Raw genomic sequence first — 16,212 nt, forward strand, 5'->3', positions numbered from 1 at the left:
AGCAACAATCTCCTCTAAGAGTAAAAAAATAGACTATCTATAGATAGTCTATCACAAAATAAATCAGCGACCAAATAGTTAATTTTTATGGAAATCTTTAAATTTCTTTATCACTAAAAGGTTTGGCGTTTAGCCTTTCTTTCTGCCCGACCGCGAGCGCGGTTCTCAGCACGCTTGGCTTTCCTACGTTTCTCGTCCACGGCCCATTTGATTTTTTTCTTGTAGCCTGGTTTGATTTTTTTCTTTTTCTTCTTGACCAAGCCAATCATCTCAATGTCGAGTTTTTCTTGGCGTTTTTCACGATTAACCCGGCGATCCCGGTCGTAGGTATCTTCGATAGCTCCAGCCTTCAAGACCTTAGGGACAAACTGGATGCCCAATTTTTCAAGCTCTCGAATATCTGAGTCATCACTCGGTTGATAAAGAGTGATAGCTGTACCAGGAAGGCCATTCCGACCAGTCCGGCCAACGCGGTGAACAAAGAAGGACAAATCTTGTGGAATGGCATCGTTGATGACATGACTGACTCCTTCAATATCAATACCACGCGCTGCCAAGTCCGTCGCCACGATATATTCAAAATCCAGGTTTTTGACTTGGTTCATGATGCGCTTGCGCTCCCGCGGAGGCACCCCTCCATGGATTTTAGCGACCTTAAGCCCCTTCTCTACCAGAAAAGCATGCAAGTCGTCTGCTCTATCCTTGGTATTCACAAAAATCATAGCTAGATAAGGTTGAAGAGCCTGCGTCAGTTGATAGACTTGCTCGTTCTTATCACGCCCTTTTGTCGATACCAACCAGTTATCAATAGTATCCGAAATTACCGTTTTGGTTTTAATCTGCTCCATGACAGGGTTAGACAGGTATTTTTTCAAAAAGGGTTGTAACTTTTGCGGAATCGTAGCAGAGAAGACTAAAAACTGAAGCTTCTTGGGAAGACTGGATGCAATCTTGTCTACCGTCGTCAAAAAGCCCATATCGAGAGTCATATCCGCCTCATCAACCACAAAAGTGTGAGCCTTATGAATAGCCAAGTCTCCAGAAGCGACCAAATCATAGATCCGTCCAGGTGTCCCAATGACAATATGGGGTTGGGCTACTTGGAGCTTATCGATTTGACGAGCCTTATCAGTTCCCCCAACGTAGTTGGCAATCCGAATTTCTTTTTCACAGTGGCTAGCAATCTGACGAGCCGCTTGGTAAATCTGTGTAGCCAATTCCCGACTAGGCGCTGTAATGACCACTTCGACATTGCTACTATCCTCATTTAAGGTTTGAAAAATTGGTAAGAGGAAAGTATGTGTCTTCCCTGATCCTGTTTTAGATTCACCGACCAGATCACGGCCTGCTAAAACAATCGGAATCAGCTTTTCTTGAACTTCTGTTGCTTCGATAAAATTAATCTCTTTTAAGGCCTCTTGGATATAGTCCTTAAACTTAAAATCTGTAAATTTCATTCTCTTATCCTTTCATCATCTCTACTATTATATCAGAAAACTCCTCTTCCCGCTCTTCTTTTGGACAGCAATTCCTAGCCAGCGAAAAAGGCTGAGATAGCAATCCCAACCTTTTATGATTCATGGCTTATGAATTGATCAGATAGTAGATCAAGAGGGTCAAGGCGCTCATTCCTGCACCGACACTCCAGAGAAAGGCATCGACCTTCCACTCAGACCATTTAGGACCATTACCTGACAGACCACCTAACTCTAAATGGTGATGGAAAGGCGTCATGCGGAAGATTCGGCGTCCTTCCCCTGTCCGTTTCTTGGTCCATTTGAAATAGGACACTTGGAGCATGACAGAGCTAGTCTCAAAGACGTAGACAATCCCAATCAAGAGCAAGGTCCACTCTACGTGGAGAGCCATGGATAGAGTCGCAAGCATCCCACCTAGGGCTAGGCTTCCAACATCTCCCATGAAAATCTTGGCCGGCTTGTGGTTGTAGACGAAGAAACCTAATAGAGCTCCAATCATACTGATGGTCACAAAAAGGATATCGATTCGTCTTTGCCAAACAGCGATGATGGAATAAGCGATCAAGCTGATGGTTACCGAAATGCTTGCCAAGCCATCAATCCCGTCCGTTAAATTGACTGCGTTTGAAAAACCAACCAACCAGAACAAGGCAAAGATAATATAGAAATGTCCCAAATAGACATCCCAACCAAAGACATTGAGAAGACTACCAGCTCCATGGCGTTCAGAGAAGAGATAGAAAATGATCCCTCCCAACAATTGCAGGGCTAATTTTTGCTTGGGATTTAACCCTTCATTGATCTTACGAAAGACCTTCAAGAAGTCATCCAAGAAACCGACGATTCCATACAAGACCAAAATAAAGAGGATCAATTGAACAGGACGCGTAAAGTTCCCAGTTAGGAAGCTAAAGACAAGGGTGACAAAGACTGAAGTGATCAAGAAGACCACTCCCCCCATAGTAGGAGTGCCTGCCTTGGCTTTGTGTTGCTTCACATCTTCGTGCATTTGTTGCCCCGAAATATGGGCCCGTTGATAGAAACGGATAAAGGCTGGAATGCCAATAACCGTCAGTATAAAGGATACTACTAGGGTAGCAAGTAACATATCAATCTCCTAATGTAATTGTTATTTTCTTCGTCTTCTTTAAAGCAGTTTCTACTTTGACGTTTTGTTTGCTCACACGAGAACCTTCCCCTTTATAGGTGATCTCAATGCCCGTCCATTCCGCAAATTTATCAACATTTTCCTTGGTCCAGCCATACATATCCGGAACTGAATCCAAGTCATCTGTTAACAGTAACACTTGCTCATTTGCTTTTAATTTCGTTCCTGCTGATACAGACATCTTTTTAATATTTTTTCCAGTTCCTAGGACGACAGGCTGGATCAGATTGCGACGCAGTTCATCTGCGAAGCCACCTGGGCTGATAGTCTGCTTCAAGTTCAATTCTTTCGACAAGGATTCTGCCGACGGCATCTTATAGGTGTCCTCTTTCGTGACCCCATCCAAGGCTTTGGTTTCCGTTACCAGATTCAACTCATCCTTCAAGGCAACCGCATCTTCCAAGACTGGATTGACCAATTCTTGCCAGCTCTTTGGACTAAAGCTGATCTCAGGTTGTTGAACCGTCACATACATGATAAAATCTGGATCCTCGGCAGGCGTCATGACTACAATGGAGTTGATATTGTTATTTTCTCCATCCAAATACCCGTTAGCCGTCGCAATTTGGGCTGTCCCCGATTTAACAGCAACATTTTGGCCAGCTACTTGAATAATCGGACCTTCCGAAGAGTAGAGAGTACCAAATTGGGGATCTGTCCCTACCGTAATCATATAATTACGGGTTTGTTGGGCAGCTGATGCCGACACTGGATTTCCGACAACTTCTTTTTTGGATTTACGAGCTGCATCATTTTTAGCATCATAAATTCCACTGATAAACTTAGGTTCTAACATCACGCCATCATTGGCAATGGCAGAGAATGCTCGCAACATCTGCGTTTGGGTCACCGAAATCCCTTGACCAAAGGAAGACATGGCTTGAGTAACATAGTTATCACCTGGCAAGCCTCCAAAACCTTCGTCTCCCATTCCAAAACGCGTAGGAAGTCCGAACTTAAAGAGGGTGAGGTAATTCATCCAGACATTATTGCCCATCTTCTGTTCTAGCTTGGTCATCCCAATGTTACTTGAAAAGGCAAAACCTTGGGCAATATTCATATAGCGACCTTCTGACAAGCCCATATTGATTTCCCAGTCTTTGATGGTTGCATCTTTCACTTGCAACTCGTTATTGTAATATACCTCGTTATAGGCTGGGAAAGTCCCATGATCAATCGCCGCTGCCAAGGTCATAACCTTCATAGTCGAACCTGGTTCGTATTGATCCTGGTAAAGAATCGTGTTCCAGGTTCTCAGATTCTTAATATCCAAGCCTTCTTTGGTATCTGCATTATAGGTTGGACGTTGCGTCGTTGCAAGGATTTCCCCCGTTTTAGCACTGACCAGGGTCGCATTGACATATTTACCTTTTACCTTTTCTTGGAAAACATCCATTCGCGTTTCGAGATAGGTTTGAAGTTCCGCAGAAAGGGTTGTGTAGACATCCTTCCCATCTTCGGTCTTCACGGCAACCTTATCTGATCCCGGCACAATATTTCCGTTGCGATCCTTTTCATAGGTCACAACGCCATCCTGACCACCCAGGATGCGATCCAAGGATTTTTCGATTCCCGTTGTTCCCTGCAGGGTTTTATTGCCTTCTTTATCTTCTATCAATTGAGCTTGACCAATAAATTGAGAGGCAAAGGTCCCATTTTTATAACTCCGGTTTGGACTCGTCGTAAAATCAACACCTTTAATGTTGGCAGCTTCTAGTTCACTCCGGATAGCATCCATATTGCTATAGCTGATATCGTTCCCCGCTGCACCAAAAGAAACCTGGTTGAGCTTCTTCTGAGACAGTTGTTGGACGACATAGTCTTTTTCCATGCCCAAATAACGATTAAAAACGTCCGCTACTTGGTTGTATTGACTTTTTTCAACGTATAAAACTTCACCTTTTGCCGATTTATAGGTTTTGTCGATGATCGCATAAACATTATAAGTCGTCGCATCCTCAGCAATGACAGCTCCATTTCGGTCATAAATTGTTCCTCGTTTGGCTGGAACAATCTCTGTTTTCTGATGGACTTGATGGGATAACTCAGATAAATTTTTTCCGAATTTGCTATCAGTACCTATGATAACTGCAAAATTAATGAGAAATATGAAGAAAACAAGAATGGAAAGCAAACTTAAATTCTTAGCTACTTGCCGACGATTTTGGTCTGGAAGTTTCCTTTTTTTAAGGGAATAACGAATGATTTTCTTCTTTAATTTACTCATCGCTACTTGAACTCACCACTTTTCGATTTTCTTTTTGGAGGGTCATCCCCTGAGAACTAGCTAACTTAGACAAGCGTTCATATCGAGTCAACTCATTGACTTCTTGCCGGATATCTTCTAGTTCAGTCTCTTTTGTTTTTAGTTCCGTATTGAGGTTTGTCAAATCACTTTGCACTTGTAGAATCCGCGTCTGCATAAAAATAATACTGACAGCAAGGATAATCCCTGTTAGGACAATCGAGCCATAAAAGGCTTTCTCTACTCTGGTAAAGCGACGAATACGATCTTGCAATTGACTGCCACGAGATCGTAATGGTTGATCTGCCATGTTCATTTCCTCTTACTTATGAATTTTTTGAGCAACCCGCAATTTTGCAGAATGAGCTCGGTTGTTATTTTCTAACTCTTCTTGGCTTGGAAGAATCGGTTTTCGAGAAACTAATTCCATTTTTGGTTTTAAGTCCTCTGGGATGAAGGGCAAGCCCTTCGGTACATCTACTGTAGAAGCTTCTTTAAACAATTGCTTGGTCAAACGATCTTCCAAGGAATGAAAGGTAATGACTGAAATACGACCACCAACTGCCAACAAATCCATAGCCTGCTGGATTGATTCATCCGCCGCTCCCAATTCATCATTGACTTCGATCCGAATAGCCTGAAAAATTTGTTTGGCTGGATGCCCCTTTTTCTTGAGTTCCTTGGCTGGTTTTGCCGACTTAATAATCTCTGCTAATTCTGTCGTCGTTTCAATCGGTTTTATCGCACGCGCTTGTTCGATCTTTCTAGCAATTTGTTTGGAGAATTTATCTTCCCCATACTTGAAAAAGATGCGAACCAAATCATGGTAATCATAGGTATTGACTACTTCATAAGCTGTCAAAGAAGCGTCTTGATTCATCCGCATGTCCAAGGGAGCGTCTTTTTTATAAGAAAAACCACGAGACCGCTCATCTAACTGAGGACTAGAGACTCCCAAGTCATAACAAATGCCATCAATTTCACTGACTCCCAATTCTTGGAGACGCGCTTGAAGATTCCGGAAATTGTCTTTGATGAAGGTTACCATGCCTTTTTCAACGTAAGGAGCCAATCGTTTCTCCGCATTATCAATCGCATGCTGATCCTGGTCAAAGGCATATAAATGTCCTTTTTCACTTAATTGACTTAATAAATATTCGCTATGGCCGGCTCCGCCTAATGTGGCATCCACATAGATTCCATCTGGCTTTATATCCAGCATATCAATCGTTTCATGGAGCAAGACCGTTACATGATGAAATTCTTTACTCATATCCTATCTATTTTACCACAAATCTGATCAGGATGCACTTGAGATTCTTTCCTCTATCCACACACTGTTTCGGGATAAAAAGTTCCTATTCTTTAAAAACCTCATTCTATCAACCAATAGACCTAGAGAAGTAAATTGTGATACAATAACTCTATGAAAGATAAGAAATACCTTCTCCTTGGCCTGCTAGTGGCCGATCTTATTGCAGTTTACTTTTTCCTACGAACTCCTGTCCCTTGGATTTTTTGGACAGCTACCTTTGTTCTTGCCGTCTCCATTTGGATATTTAAAAATCAATGGAAAAACTACAAAAATAGAGATGAGGAGTCAGAGTAGCCCATATAGAATTAGAAAACTCGATCAGTTCAACATCTGATCGAGTTTTCTATTGTCTATTTATGAATTGGGATCGTCAAGGCTACGACCATGTAAGCCTTTTTCCCGTTGGACTTGACGTAGTTTTTCTGGTGTCACGTCATTTCCTTCTTCATCCACAACTTTGATCCCTTCAATGTGATGACGAACGGAACGACGATAGCCTTCGATATACTCTTCGCGAAGTTTAGCTTGTTCTACCTCTTCTTCTGGTGTCAAGCCTTCTGCTTTTTTCTTTTTGGCAAGCTCATTGATTCGAGCAATTTTTTCAGGTGTCATAATAAAACCTACTTTCTACCTGACATCAGGTCATTATTTTGTATTTAATTGGTTAAAGGCTGCGACTTTATTGGCTTTTGCTACTAGACTAGCAAGAAGGGCCAAACGATTCTTTTTAACAGCCTCATCTTCTGCCATAACCATGGTATTGTCAAAGAAAGCATCGATGACTGGGCTAAGAGCAAAGAGTTGAGCCAATTTGTCGCTAGCTGAACCTGTCAATTCTAATTCTTCAATCGCCTTAGCAAGAGCTTTTTCTTGATCATTTTCAAAGAGACTAGCATCGACCTCTACTGAAGCATCTGCTTTTTCTGCCAAGTTGAAAGCACGTGAGAGTGACTCAACAGCTGCCTTATAACCATCCGTCTTAGCAGCTTCTGAGAGGGCATCTGCTGCTTCCAGCATATCCGCTACCACGAAGTTTGAACCAGCAAGTACAGCTTCTTTGATGTCTTTAGATGTGCGTCCCATCATCTTGTCTACACGCGCCTTGATGAAGTTGAGCACTTCTGCTTGATTGGCATACGAAAGACTATCGAATGAAAGTCCGTAAAGACTATCGATTAACTCATCCATCGGGATGTTCCAACCAAAGGCATCCAAGATACGAACAATCCCTTGTGTTGCACGGCGAAGCGCATAAGGGTCATTTGAACCTGATGGAATCAAGCCAACTGAGAAGAAGGAAAGAAGGGTATCCAATTTATCCGCAAGGGCAAGGATAGCACCAACCTTAGTTTCAGGAAGGGCTCCGTCTGCTGAATCAGGAAGGTAGTGCTCACGGATAGCTGTCGCTACCGCAGCATCTTCCCCAGCGAGAAGGGCATATTTTTCACCCATGATTCCCTGCAATTCATCGAACTCTCCAACCATACCCGTCAAGAGGTCAAATTTGTAAATTTCAGCTGCACGAGCTACGGCTGCCTTTTCTTCTGCAGTCAAACCAGCTTGCTCAGCTAATGACGCTGCAATGACACCAGCACGGGCCATGTGTTCAGACAGAGAACCAATTTTTTCATGGAAGGTCACGTGTGCCAATTTAGCAACGAGGTCTTCAATCTTAAGTTTTTGGTCTTCACGCCAGAAGAATTCACCATCTTCGAGACGCGCCACCAAGACTTTTTCATTTCCTCGAACGACATTTTCCAAGTGCTCAGCGTTACCATTACGAACTGAGATGAAGTTTGGTTTGAGCTTACCATCAAGGTCACGTACAACAAAGTAACGTTGGTGTGTTTCCATTGATGTCACCAAAACCTCTTCTGGAACGTCCAAATATTTAGTGTCAAAACTTCCCATAAAGGCAGTTGGGTATTCGACCAAGTTCAAGACTTCATTCAAAAGGCCTTCTTCAATTTGGACTTGCACACCTTGTTCTGCTTCAATAGCTTTGATTTGCTCACGAATCATGTTTTCACGTTCTTTGCTGTCTGCAATGACGTAAACGGTACGAAGGTCTTCTTCGTACGAATCCGCATTGGTAATTTCCACTTCGTGTCCAAGGAAACGGTGTCCACGACTCACACGGCCTGACTGGATATCCAAGAAATCAAGGTCAAGCGCTTCATCACCCAAAAGAACGATCAAGGTGTGAACTGGGCGAATGTATTCAAAGCTGTTTTTAGCCCAGTGCATGCTAACAGGGAAGGTCATTGAAGCAAGCACTTCTGGAAGGCCAGCCAAGACTTCTTTGGCAGGTTTTCCAGCTTCGTGCTTCGTAACATAAACGTACTCTTCCCCTTTGACTTCACGGAATTCGATATCATCAACCGTCAAGCCTTTTCCACGGACGAATCCTTGCGCTGCTTTTGAGAAGTTTCCATCTGCATCCAAGGCGATTTTCTTAGAAGGTCCTTTAAAATCTTCGGTCAAATCAGATTGTTGATCCGCCAAACCAATCACACGGACGGCTAAACGACGTGGTGTTGAGAAGGTTTGAATGCTTTCATATGAAAGACGGTTGTCATCCAAGAAGGCTGCCATTTTCTCACCGAGTTGTTTTTCACTTGGTGTGACAACGTAGGCTGGCAACTCTTCAAGTCCAAGTTCTACTAATAAGTTTTTTGTCATGTTTTTTCTCCGAAAAATATCTTTTTTTCCAGTTTGGCTTATGTGATTGGCACGCAAGCAACCGACTTCGTCGTTTCATTGCTAAAATTGGAGCCTAAGGTCTCCAATTTTGCCTGGTATCGTTAGTTTCTCTAACGATACCTTTATCACTGTGGCAACTGGTTCTGTAGGATTGCTCTATCATCCAATCCCATCTAATACGCTCTCTTTATTCTTCCTCTTCTGCTAGGAGTTTTGCGCGTGTGGCTTCGTCGAGCAGTGGGTAACCGAGTTTCTTGCGTTCTGCGACGAAGGTTTTGGCTACAACACGGGCCAAGTTACGGATGCGTGCAATGTAGCCAGCGCGTTCTGTAACAGAAACAGCACCACGTGCATCTAGCAAGTTGAAGGTGTGTGAGCATTTCAAAACATAGTCATAGGCTGGGTGAACAAGGCCCAATTCCAAAGCACGTCCTGCTTCTTTTTCAAATTTCTCAAAGTTTTCAAGCAACATATCTTGGTCAGAAACTTCAAAGCTGTATTTTGAGTGCTCGTATTCTGGTTGAAGGAAGATTTCTCCGTATTTTACCCCTGGAGCCCACTCAATATCGTAAACAGAATCTACTTCTTGGATATAAGAAGCTAAACGCTCCAACCCATAAGTGACCTCAGCGGTAACAGGACCAGTTGCCAAACCACCGACTTGTTGGAAGTAGGTGAACTGAGTGATTTCCATACCGTCAAGCCAAACTTCCCAACCAAGACCAGCTGAACCAGTTGATGGGTTTTCCCAGTTATCTTCAACGAAACGAATATCGTGTTCCAATGGGTTGATGCCCAATTTTTCCAAAGACTCGAGGTAGAGTTCTTGGATATTTGAAGGCGATGGTTTCATGACCACTTGGAATTGGTGGTGTTGGTAAAGACGGTTTGGGTTTTCCCCGTAACGTCCATCAGCTGGACGACGTGATGGCTCTACATAAGCCGCATTCCATGGCTCAGGACCGATGGCACGAAGGAAGGTATAAGGACTCATGGTTCCCGCACCCTTCTCGTTATCATACGCCTGCATGAGCATACAACCCTGGTCATTCCAGTATTGTTGCAAAGTCAAAATAATTTCTTGGAAGGTTAGTTTTTTAGACATCTTCTTCTCCTTTTTATAATTTCTTGCGACTTTGGATACAAAAAAACCGTGTCTTTGCTCCTAAGTCAAGTGACCTAGGGGCGTCAAAAACGCGGTTCCACCCTAATTTATTACTTCATTTTATTCTACTGTACTCAGCTTTTTACTGAGAGAAAGCGCCACTTGCTTATCTTGTTCTGCTTGGCTTTCACTATCCCAAGCTCGCTTAAAAAACGCCATAAGCCTTTCTTTCTTGACTAGTATTATAGCAGATTTCTACTCTAGTGTAAACCAAAAACAAGTCCGAAACAGGTGTTTCAGACTTGTTGCAAATCCTTTCAAAGAAAGGTGACTGTTATGGGCGTTTTGCAACCTTTGGTTTTTTCCCATTTAATTTTTTCTTAGCAGCTTTAACCTCTGCTAAGGCCGCCTTGACTTCCTGTTGACTAGCACCAGGATTAGCCAGTACTGCTTGAGCGCGGATAAAGGCTTGAAGGTAATTCACCTTCACCTTATCTGCTGCATAGATAAACTTAGCGTTCTTAGCTTGGAACTGGAGTTCTGCTGCAATCAATTTCTTAAGACTTGAGAAATCGGTTGTTTTGCCAGTTAATTGTTGATCAGCCGCCTGGTAGTTCGCAAGCGCTTGGTTGATTTGCTCTTGTGTCACACCTTCGCGGACGAGCAAGAGAGCCAACTCCTTAAAGCTTTGATCAAAGGCACGTCGAGCAGAATCCTTAGCGTTCGCATAACGGCCTGTTTTTGAAGTCGCATCATAGGCAGCAATAGCTGATTTTAGCGCTGTGAAATCAGACTCTTTCCCATCTAATTGACTGGTTACCAATCCAAGATTTGAAAAGATTTGGTCAACTTCTGCTTGTGATAACTTAGTCGCAAGAGCTTTCTGAGCTTCTTGGTATGCTGCATCATAAGCTAAACGTTTTTCACTTGTTGCATTAAAGTACTGAGGAGTGCTGGTCAAGTTAGCTTGTTGAGCCAGCAATTGCAACAATTGGGTCTTAATGACAACAGAAAGTTTTGCGAGGTTGTTTTGATCCGCCAGAACGGTCACAGTCGGTGCATCCTCAAACAACTCATAGCCTGTTGGTAGACTGACTGAAATCGTATAAGTTCCAACTGGGACATCTTTCCCAAAAGCATTCTTGCCATAGCGTTGAACTGGAAGAACAAAGGTTTCACCAGCTTGATTCTTCAAGACAACTGGTGTTGTTCTAGGTACTGCTTGATCAAAGACCAGGCTCAAAGGAGCAGTGACAATCTCTTTGGCCAAGAATTCGATGGTCTTAAAGCTATCCTCTGCAGTGATTTCAAATTTCTGAGTTCGTTCGCTGACGAGTTTCAGATCTGATTTGTCATAGGCAAAGAGTTCTGCAACATAGCTACCAAACTTAAGGAAATTGATTTCTTTCCCTTTATCTAAGTTGACATACTGCCCTTGTTCATCTTTGATACGGTAGACAAAATCAGTATCTAATTCTTGATGTGTATCGGCATCTAGGACTGACACCTTAATCCGGCCACTATCTTCACTACCAGCAAAATCAGCAAGAGAGGCAAAGTCGCGGTTTCCAGCGTAGTCTTCTACCACATAGTAAAGTAAGTCTTTACTGATTCCTTCTGGAAGAGTATAGCCACCATCTTCATTCGCCGTTAAATAGACACGGTTTTCAAAGCGACTGGTCTTCCCTAGGGCGTCTTTCCCCTCCTTAACCAGGGTTCCTTCTTCATCAAAGGCTTTGACATAGAAGACTTGCTCTCGTAAGATTCCACCATTGCCAATATCTTTTGTTTTACGAGCATAGAAGGTTTCTACCCCATCCTTCTTGGTCGTATAACCTGAAGTCAAGACTGGTTTTTGGGTGTCGATTTGGAGATTAAAGCGAACAACTTGCTCTTCTGCTCCTGGAACGGCTGGCGTATAGCGAACTTCATAGACATAGTGACCATCCGCTACCTTTTCACCCTTGGCATCCGTTCCTTCCCAAGCCGTATTGTCGACTAGATAAGATCGTTTCCCACGTCCGTCAAAATAATTCTTACGAGCAGAGAAAGATCCTGTACTTGACCAAATTGGATTAGCAAATGCTTGATCATCTGCCTTGTAGACAGCTGCTTTCATATTTTTTAGGTTTCGCAAGACGACTGCACGATACTGCACATAATCTTTGTTCCCATCTCCATCTGGAGAAATAGCAAGACGGACATTGCCGTCAGTATCCAAATGAAGGACATTCAACCCTTCTGATGTTTCCACTGTTCCAAGAACGATTGGACTTCGTTCTGCTGTTTCCTTCTTAGCAGTCGTATAGAGCACATCATTCGCGTTTGAAACTAAAGAGGTGACGTTCGCATTGGATGGCACGTGTTTGGTTTCTGGGACATCATAGTAGAATCCTGATTTCCCTTCTCTTACCAAGTTGTAGATTGGTTTTTCAACCGCAGGGATATCTTGGAAGGAACCACGGAATCCCATAAATGGAATGCTAACCACATCGCCATCATCTGCTGGATCCACAAAGCGAACAAATCCTTCTAGGAAGTAACCGTTCGGCATCAATTTAGTCAATTCTTCCGCAAACTTAGATGCATCGACAGTCACCGTCACTGTCTGACTACTATGGGCTTTTACGGTGACATTTGGCCATACTGTCTCTGTTAATTTCCGTGGCTTCAAGGTAAAGTGATCGTCTTTTACATCGTCGGTAGTGGTATTCACAATCATCTTCAACTCTCTGTCAGTATCAGAAATATTATGAACGGTCACATCAAAACTGAATCGATCTTCTACATTACCAAGGGTTACGCTTGGGTAAGCATCTTCATTCGTTACATATAAATCTGTCGAGACAGCTGCAGCAGTATCTACAATCCCTGCCCCTTGTTGACGTACCGAAGTGTAGGCCCCCGTTTCTTTGTTGAAGTGCGGTTTTGCAGTCGACATGATCAAGGCCTTAACCGTTGCAGATAGCTCCTCTGGTGAAAGTTCTGGATGATGAGCTTGAAGGTATTCCTTCACCAAAGCTGATACCCCAGCCACATGAGGAGAGGCCATACTGGTTCCGCTGATACTGCCATAGCTATTATCATTTAGTGAAGAGAAGATCGATCCACCAGGTGCTGTGACATCCGGTTTTAATTGTCCATCCGTTGAGACTCCCCAACTAGAGAATTCAGACATCTTCCCAGCGTCAGGGTTTGGACGGTTATCCAGACTACCATCAAAGACTATCTTGTAGTCTTTGTCTTTGATGGCTTCTCCATAGCGCTTGGAAATAAATACCGCAGGAATCTTTCTCGCATCACCTTCTAGACCCATTTTGACATTTGCGCCTTCGACACTGTTGTAAATGAGGGCACCAATCGCTCCTTTTTTATAGACATTAGCGACCTTATCTGAGAAGGTGATTTCACCACGTTTGATGAGGGCGACTTTACCAGTCAAATCGAGACTCTCTAAATCACTCTCACGCCCCAAGCCAGCATCCACATAGTCATATTCTTTCCCATTTTCAAAATTGGCATCTGTTTCAGCTGCTGTATAGGTGAACTTTCCTTTATCCAAGTCAGCATTGTCTTCCAAACCACGAACTGTAAAGACTTCTTCTGTTACGAATGAATCGTTTACTGAGGCAACTGAAATAGACTCTTCTACGGTTGAAGGACTACCCACGACACCATAATCAGGGTTTTCAGCACTTGGGTTGTTATAACCATATCCATAAGTATTGCTATTACCTGCCGCGATGACGACACTAACCCCTTTGGCGCGTGCTCGTTGAATCGCTTCTCTGACAGCAGGACTAGCATTCACTGTAGATCCTGTCCCAGATCCTAAACTCATATTAATGACATCGGCTCCCAATGCCACTGCGTCATCAATCGCTTTTACATAGACAACATCGCTGGTGGATCCACTACGATCAGAGAAAACCCGCATAAACATCACTTGGGCTTCTGGAGCAACTCCATATACGTAGTTGCCATCCCCAGCTTTTTTGTCAGGGTTCCCAGTCGCAATCCCTGTTACGTGCATACCGTGTGAATCATGGTCTTTTTCTTTGATATTGTCATCTCCATCCATATAATCATAGGCAAAGACAACCTTATCGTTGTACCATTTTCCGTAGTCAATTCCCGCTGCTTTTTTGGCAGCTTCTAATTCTGTTTGATTTTTGAATTTCCCTTTTGTAGGGTCTGAAATCCGCAATACTTCGTGGTAGACATCTAAACCAGAGTCAATGACCGCAACAACAGTCCCTTCACCCTTGTACCCTTTTTCCCAAGTTTGGGGCACATTAATAATCGTATTGCTGCTAATACTTAATGGTTTATCTTCAGCTTTCTTTTCGGTTCTTGCTTCCGTTACAGGTTTAGCCTCACTCTTCTCCTCTGTTGAAGAAGGTTTTGCTTCTGTTTTTTCCTGTCCTTCGGATGTTTTTTCTGCAGTTTTTTCTTCGGTTTTAGTTACGACTTCCGCTTGCTTTTCAGTAGCTGGAGCCTCTGTTTTGGCTTCCTGCGTAACAACTTGGCTATCTGATTCGACAGATGGAGTTGTTGCCCCTTTGTCTGAGGAGACCGGCTCGTCAACAACTTTACCATTTTCAACTACTGAGCCTGTAGTCTGCTCACTTGCCTGATTCGTTACAGGAGACGCAGACTCACTTGGCGATACTGGATTTGCTTCTGCAGATGCAACGACTGCAGTCTCTGGCTGTTTCGCTTCATCAGCACTTACATTCCCTGCTCCAAAGACAAGAACAGATCCTAACAGCACCGATGCAACACCAAACTTATATTTTCTCAATGAGAAACGCTGTTTACTCATAAAATTCCCCCTATATACTAAATTATTCTTATTATACTCCTAATTTTTCAGAAAATTCACTCAACATTAACTTTGTTATCAAATTGTAATATTCCCGTACAATATCTTTAATTAGTTGTTTTTTGTTTGCTTTTTAATGGTTTTGATATCCAAATATTTAGATATTTAAAACAAATCATTCGTTTTTCATCTCGTTACACAAAAAAAGACAGTAAGAGCAAATTCTCACTGTCTATTAAAAACAAACAATCCTAAAAGTCTTTGGTATCTGGATTCGGTGCTCCTGCCTCTACTGGGATCTTCCGAAGAAGGTCACAATCTTCTGGGGATAATGCAATCGCAGAGCATTGTAGGTTACTTGCAATGCGTTCAGGAGTCACTGACTTGGGCAGAGGTAAAAATCCTTCTGCTAGACTCCAGGCCAACAGAAGCTGGGCTGGTGTCACGTCATACTGTTTAGCCAATGTAAGGACTGTCTCATTTTGAAACAACTCTCCTTGGCCAAATGGCCCCCAAGCTTCCAATAAAATTCCTTTATCACGACAATAACGGACTACTTCCTCTTGATAGACTCCAGGGGCCAAGCGAATCTGATTGACTGCCGGAAGAACTTTTGCACTCTCCAACAAAGCATCCAGGTGATGGGGCAGGAAGTTACTCACACCAATAGAGCGAATCTTTCCTTTTGCCTGCATATCTTCCATGGCTCTCCAAACCTCACGATTCCGTTCTTTCCAGGCCTCATTTTCTCGGTGAGTCACAGGATTCGGCCAGTGGATGAGGTACAAATCGATATAATCTAGTCCCAATTTGTGCAAAGATTCTTCTAGACCATTGACAGCATCCTCATAGGTGTGACGATTATTCCACAACTTGGTCGTTACAAAAAGCTCATCTCTTGGAATACCACTATCTTTGATAGCCTTTCCGATGCTTTCTTCATTTTGATAGATGGCTGCCGTATCAATATGGCGATAGCCCGCTTCTAAGGCTGCTTTTACTGCTTGATAAGCTTCCTCGCCATCTTTCGCCTTCCAAGTACCAAAACCAAGTACAGGAATGTGGCGTCCGTCATTTAGTTTGTAACTCTTCATCTTATTTCCCGTCACTTTCCTTTGTTTTTTCACCAGACTTAGAAGTCTTCGCATTCAAGCGCAACTTTGGCTTAAAGATATTTTCCTTCGGTTGCACCATCGATTTACTAAAAAAGGCATAGAGTAAAAAGGCACTACCTGCCACTAAAATGACGGGACTACGGCGCAACATACCGTAGATAAAGAAAAACAAGCCCATCAATAAAAAACGTACGTTTATCTTATTCATAAAACTACCTCGCGATTCAATTACTTTCATTATACCATGTATCAGAGCAA

At 42.9% G+C, this 16,212-nt stretch carries 11 protein-coding genes; all 11 read right to left on the reverse strand.

Annotated features, from left to right (window positions below; all coding sequences use genetic code 11):
- Positions 1-113: 113 nt before the first annotated feature.
- The 11 genes from LXO72_RS09315 to LXO72_RS09365 all read right to left on the reverse strand — a co-directional run bounded on the left by LXO72_RS09315 (position 114) and on the right by LXO72_RS09365 (position 16,162).
- Positions 114-1,457, reverse strand: a complete 1,344-nt coding sequence (locus tag LXO72_RS09315; protein WP_233332353.1) for a DEAD/DEAH box helicase — start codon at positions 1,455-1,457, stop codon at positions 114-116.
- A gap of 127 nt (positions 1,458-1,584) precedes the next feature.
- Positions 1,585-2,586 (reverse strand): phospho-N-acetylmuramoyl-pentapeptide-transferase, encoded by a 1,002-nt coding sequence (gene mraY, locus LXO72_RS09320; protein ID WP_125329905.1) that lies wholly within the window; start codon positions 2,584-2,586, stop codon positions 1,585-1,587.
- 1 nt (position 2,587) lies between these two features.
- Positions 2,588-4,873, reverse strand: a complete 2,286-nt coding sequence (gene pbp2x / locus LXO72_RS09325) for a penicillin-binding protein PBP2X (RefSeq protein ID WP_233332355.1) — start codon at positions 4,871-4,873, stop codon at positions 2,588-2,590.
- On the reverse strand, positions 4,866-5,201 hold the full coding sequence (ftsL, locus tag LXO72_RS09330) for a cell division protein FtsL (protein ID WP_006596866.1): 336 nt from the start codon (positions 5,199-5,201) through the stop codon (positions 4,866-4,868). The genes pbp2x and ftsL overlap by 8 nt, the downstream gene beginning before the upstream one ends.
- Before the next feature lie 12 nt (positions 5,202-5,213).
- Positions 5,214-6,164 (reverse strand): 16S rRNA (cytosine(1402)-N(4))-methyltransferase RsmH, encoded by a 951-nt coding sequence (gene rsmH, locus LXO72_RS09335; RefSeq protein ID WP_023022310.1) that lies wholly within the window; start codon positions 6,162-6,164, stop codon positions 5,214-5,216.
- 396 nt (positions 6,165-6,560) lie between these two features.
- Positions 6,561-6,818 carry a DUF896 family protein gene (locus LXO72_RS09340; protein ID WP_023022306.1) on the reverse strand — a complete coding sequence of 86 codons (258 nt, stop codon included), beginning with the start codon at positions 6,816-6,818 and terminating at the stop codon, positions 6,561-6,563.
- A 33-nt stretch (positions 6,819-6,851) separates the two neighbouring features.
- Positions 6,852-8,888 (reverse strand): glycine--tRNA ligase subunit beta, encoded by a 2,037-nt coding sequence (gene glyS, locus LXO72_RS09345; RefSeq protein WP_233332358.1) that lies wholly within the window; start codon positions 8,886-8,888, stop codon positions 6,852-6,854.
- Positions 8,889-9,096: 208 nt separating this feature from the next.
- Positions 9,097-10,014: a glycine--tRNA ligase subunit alpha gene (gene glyQ, locus LXO72_RS09350; protein ID WP_000038760.1), complete on the reverse strand. Its 918-nt coding sequence runs from the start codon at positions 10,012-10,014 to the stop codon at positions 9,097-9,099.
- A gap of 334 nt (positions 10,015-10,348) precedes the next feature.
- Positions 10,349-14,839 (reverse strand): S8 family serine peptidase, encoded by a 4,491-nt coding sequence (locus LXO72_RS09355; protein ID WP_233332360.1) that lies wholly within the window; start codon positions 14,837-14,839, stop codon positions 10,349-10,351.
- A 251-nt stretch (positions 14,840-15,090) separates the two neighbouring features.
- The gene (locus tag LXO72_RS09360; RefSeq protein WP_048789458.1) at positions 15,091-15,933 is read right to left on the reverse strand and encodes an aldo/keto reductase; all 843 of its coding nucleotides are present in this window, start codon (positions 15,931-15,933) and stop codon (positions 15,091-15,093) included.
- A 1-nt stretch (position 15,934) separates the two neighbouring features.
- A complete protein-coding gene (locus LXO72_RS09365; RefSeq protein WP_006597076.1) occupies positions 15,935-16,162 on the reverse strand; it encodes a hypothetical protein in 228 nt (75 codons plus the stop codon).
- Positions 16,163-16,212 lie beyond the last annotated feature (50 nt).

This window comes from Streptococcus sp. XMC (genome assembly GCF_021341835.1).
In the GTDB taxonomy this organism is placed as follows: domain Bacteria; phylum Bacillota; class Bacilli; order Lactobacillales; family Streptococcaceae; genus Streptococcus.